1 pseudogene is annotated in these 529 nt (G+C 60.7%); it reads right to left on the reverse strand.

The features are described 5' to 3' along the window. Positions 1–450, reverse strand: a pseudogene (locus tag ACU8YE_RS24220) (RNB domain-containing ribonuclease); the annotation flags it as partial. Between the last annotated feature and the right edge of the window lie 79 nt (positions 451–529).

Below are 529 nucleotides of genomic sequence, written 5' to 3' on the forward strand. Positions count from 1 at the left end.
GTCCTCGGTCCACGATTCGATCTGCGCGGCGATTTGCTTCTTGCGCTCGATGGCCAGCAGGGCCTGCTTGAGGATGTCCTCTGGCGCCTTGCGGAAGCGGCCCTTGCCACGGCGGTGGAAATAGTGCGGCGCGTCGTACAGGCGGAACAACATGGCCGCCTGTTGCACGGCGTCGGCCTTGTCGCTGAAGTATTCCTTGGCCAGGTCTTCAAACCCAAACTCGTCCTCGGGGGCGACTTCCCAGACCAGGTCCAGGTCAATCTCGGTGGCCTGGGCGGCGCCCTGGGTCAGCACGTCGGCCGGGTTCGGCTTGGCGAATTTGATCAACACGTTGGCGTTTTTCGCCTTCACGCGCTTGCCCGAGTCAAGCTCGATCTGCATGGAGCTGTCGGCTTCGGACATCACACGGCCAGCCTGGAATTTTCCGGCGTCGTCAAAAAGGGCAAACATCAATGAGGGTTCGGTAAGAAGAATGGCAGCGCGTATTGTCCTACGGACGAAGGCTCAGGCCTAGAAACCGCAAAACGGC

It is taken from the genome of Ralstonia sp. VS2407 (assembly GCF_052950655.1).